This is a genomic window from Paraburkholderia ginsengiterrae (genome assembly GCF_001645125.1).
Classification (GTDB): domain Bacteria; phylum Pseudomonadota; class Gammaproteobacteria; order Burkholderiales; family Burkholderiaceae; genus Paraburkholderia; species Paraburkholderia ginsengiterrae.
The window spans coordinates 1-433 of sequence record NZ_LXKA01000302.1 but is presented as its reverse complement, the minus strand read 5'-3'; the positions used below and the strand labels follow the sequence as shown (position 1 = coordinate 433).

General features: G+C 64.0%; 1 pseudogene. It reads left to right on the top strand.

Annotated elements, in window-relative coordinates:
* Positions 1-36: 36 nt before the first annotated feature.
* Positions 37-433: pseudogene (locus A6V37_RS21265) on the top strand (alpha/beta hydrolase); the annotation flags it as partial.

Here is a 433-nt window from a genome sequence, read left to right as displayed (position 1 = left end):
GACGCAGGCGCCAGTAGAGTCAGATGGGACCAGAGAGTGAAGACTATCAAGCAGGTGTTGCTAGCAGCAAAGCTTGCGGCGCGGTCCACGCGAGCGAGTGCCGCGGGACGGGCCACTCTGTCGACGCAGGCAACGCCCGATCTGGTGACCAGCCAGTTCCTGCGTGCACTGAACAGCGGCACAGGACCGGCAATCAACACGTTGCCACCGGCGCAGGCACGTCAGGTGCTGATCGGCGCGCAGAACGGCGTGAAGGTCGATCTGTCCGGCATTGATGTGTCGAACAAGACCATCGAACAGGACGGCATCACCGTCCCGATCACGATCGTGCGGCCCCGCGACGCAACGGGTACGCTGCCGGTCTTCACGTCCTTCCACGGTTGCGTGTGGATCCCTCGTCGGTTCCGCACTCACACTCCACCGTCCCCGGTCC